Origin of the sequence: Microcystis sp. LEGE 08355, from assembly GCF_015207185.1 — a bacterium.
Taxonomy (GTDB): Bacteria; Cyanobacteriota; Cyanobacteriia; order Cyanobacteriales; family Microcystaceae; genus Microcystis; species Microcystis panniformis.
In genome coordinates, this window is sequence record NZ_JADEXI010000617.1 from 1 (window position 1) to 2,658 (window position 2,658).

The 2,658-nt window shown below is 44.1% G+C and carries 3 protein-coding genes; all 3 read left to right on the forward strand.

What is annotated here, in order from left to right:
- The first annotated feature begins 111 nt into the window (after positions 1-111).
- The gene (accC, locus tag IQ242_RS21965; protein ID WP_052278020.1) at positions 112-1,458 is read left to right on the forward strand and encodes an acetyl-CoA carboxylase biotin carboxylase subunit; all 1,347 of its coding nucleotides are present in this window, start codon (positions 112-114) and stop codon (positions 1,456-1,458) included.
- Between the two features lie 215 nt (positions 1,459-1,673).
- A complete protein-coding gene (locus IQ242_RS21970) occupies positions 1,674-2,243 on the forward strand; it encodes a Uma2 family endonuclease (protein WP_193961408.1) in 570 nt (189 codons plus the stop codon).
- A 26-nt stretch (positions 2,244-2,269) separates the two neighbouring features.
- On the forward strand, positions 2,270-2,658 hold a 389-nt coding region (locus IQ242_RS21975; RefSeq protein ID WP_193961409.1), incomplete at its 3' end, for a Uma2 family endonuclease.

The window sequence follows — 2,658 nt, forward strand, 5'->3', positions numbered from 1 at the left end:
CCCCACACCCCACTTCCCCACTTCCCGATTTCCCGATTTCCCCAAGGTAACAAAACCAGATATTCTACTAAATAGTCGCCTATCACACCAGCCTGATCTCGTGGTCGTCCAATGCAGTTTGCCAAGATATTAATCGCCAATCGCGGGGAAATCGCCTTAAGAATCCTTCATAGTTGCGAAGAATTGGGCATTAGAACCGTTGCCGTCCACTCTACCATCGATCGCCATGCCCTTCATGTTCAATTGGCCGATGAGAGTGTTTGTATTGGTCCGCCTCCGAGCAGCAAAAGTTACTTAAACATCCCTAATATCATCTCGGCTGCCCTAACACGCAACGCCACGGCCATCCATCCTGGTTACGGTTTTTTGGCAGAAAACGCCCGCTTTGCCGAAATTTGTGCCGATCATCAGTTAACTTTTATCGGTCCGTCTCCCAGTGCTATTCTGGCTATGGGCGATAAATCTACCGCTAAAAAAACCATGCAAAAAGCGGGAGTTGCCACTATCCCCGGCAGTGGTGGTTTAATTACCTCGGAAGCGGAAGCAAAGCGTATCGCTGATGACATCGGTTATCCTGTCCTGATTAAAGCCACTGCTGGCGGTGGAGGGCGTGGGATGCGTCTTGTCAAGAGTGCAGATGAACTAGGTGATATGTTAAAAGCCGCCCAAGGGGAAGCAGAAGCGGCTTTTGGCAATTCGGGAGTATATCTAGAAAAATTTATCGAATGTCCCCGACATATCGAGTTTCAGATTTTGGCCGATAGTCACGGTAACGTAATCCATTTAGGAGAAAGAGACTGTTCGATTCAGCGACGACACCAAAAACTGCTAGAAGAAGCACCTAGCCCCTTCTTAACGCCCCATTTACGCTCCAAAATGGGTAATGCCGCCGTTAAAGCCGCTAAATCGATTAATTACGTCGGGGTGGGAACCGTGGAATTTTTAGTCGATAAACACGGTAATTTTTACTTCATGGAAATGAACACCCGTATTCAGGTGGAACACCCCGTCACGGAGATGATCACGGGGATGGACCTGATCCGAGAACAAATTCGGGTGGCACAGGGCGAAAAACTGCAAATTAAGCAAGATCAGGTGATATTTAGAGGGCATTCGATTGAGTGTCGCATTAATGCCGAGGATCCCGATCACAATTTTCGTCCTCACCCCGGCAAAATTAGCGGTTATCTGCCCCCCGGCGGTCCAGGTGTCCGCATGGATTCCCACGTTTACACCGATTACGAAATCCCCCCCTATTACGATTCCCTAATCGGTAAGTTAATTGTCTGGGGAGAAAATCGCGAAACTGCCATTAAACGCATGAAACGCGCCCTGCGGGAATGTGCGATCACGGGAGTACCGACGACTATTGATTTCCATCGTAAAATATTGGAAACTCCCGCCTTTTTAGCCGGAGATGTTTACACTAATTTCATCCAGGAACATCTCTTGCCCTAGCGCGTTACCATGAATTTTAGACGAGAGTAGGTTGGGGATAATAATGACAGTAAGTGGGTGGGTGGAATTAAATATAAGATGAACGTAGGTTGGGTTGAAGCATGAAACCCAACGCCCGCTCATGTTACGCTACCGCTAACCCATCCTACAAATAATTGTGCCTCCCTACTAGGGCGTTACCATGAATTTTAGACGAGAGTAGGTTGGGGATAATAATGACAGTAGAAGTTAAATTTAACTCGTTTCAACTGAGCGATGAACAATTCTTTCAACTGTGTCAGGATAACCGAGATTTACGTTTGGAACGCAACCCAAAAGGAGATTTAATTATTATGCCACCAACCGGAGGAGAAACTGGTAATTCTAACGCTGGAATCACTGCCCAATTATGGTTATGGAATAACCTACATAAATTAGGTGTAGTTTTTGATTCCTCCAGGGGATTTAAACTACCTAACGGAGCCGATCGCTCTCCCGATGCTGCTTGGATAACCTTAGAAAAATGGCAAGCTTTAACCCCACAACAAAAGGAAAGATTTTTACCTCTATCTCCCGATTTTGTCATTGAATTAATGTCTCCTAGTGATAGCCTAGAAACTACTAGGAAAAAAATGCAGGAATATTTAGATAATGGGACTCGTTTAGGTTGGTTAATCAATAGAAAAACGAGAGAAGTAGAAATTTATCGTCAAGGACAGGCAGTAGAAATTTTAACTAATCCAGAGAGTTTATCGGGGGAAAATATTTTATCTCAGTTTGTCTTAGAACTTGATAATATTTGGTAATTCTATAATCCTATAAAAGAGAATCTATGATGACAGTAGTAGAAATTAAATTTGAATCTTGGCAACTCAGCGATGAACAGTTTTTTCAACTGTGTCAGGATAACCGAGATTTACGTTTGGAACGCAGCGCAAAAGGAGATTTAATTATTATGCCACCAACTGGAGGAAAAACGGGCAATAGTAACGGTAGAATCACCCAAAAATTATTTAATTGGTCAGATAACAATGGTACGGGTATCGCTTTTGATTCCTCCACGGGATTTAAACTACCTAACGGAGCCGATCGCTCTCCCGATGCTGCTTGGATAACCTTAGAAAAATGGCAAGCTTTAACCCCACAACAAAAGGAAAGATTTTTACCTCTATCTCCCGATTTTGTCATTGAATTAATGTCTCCTAGTGATAGCCTAGAAAC

Excerpts from the sequence above, each read along its gene's own strand:
- accC (WP_052278020.1), top strand. The coding sequence starts at position 112 with ATGCAGTTTGCCAAGATATTAATCGCCAATCGCGGGGAAATCGCCTTA.
- IQ242_RS21970 (WP_193961408.1), top strand. The coding sequence starts at position 1,674 with ATGACAGTAGAAGTTAAATTTAACTCGTTTCAACTGAGCGATGAACAA.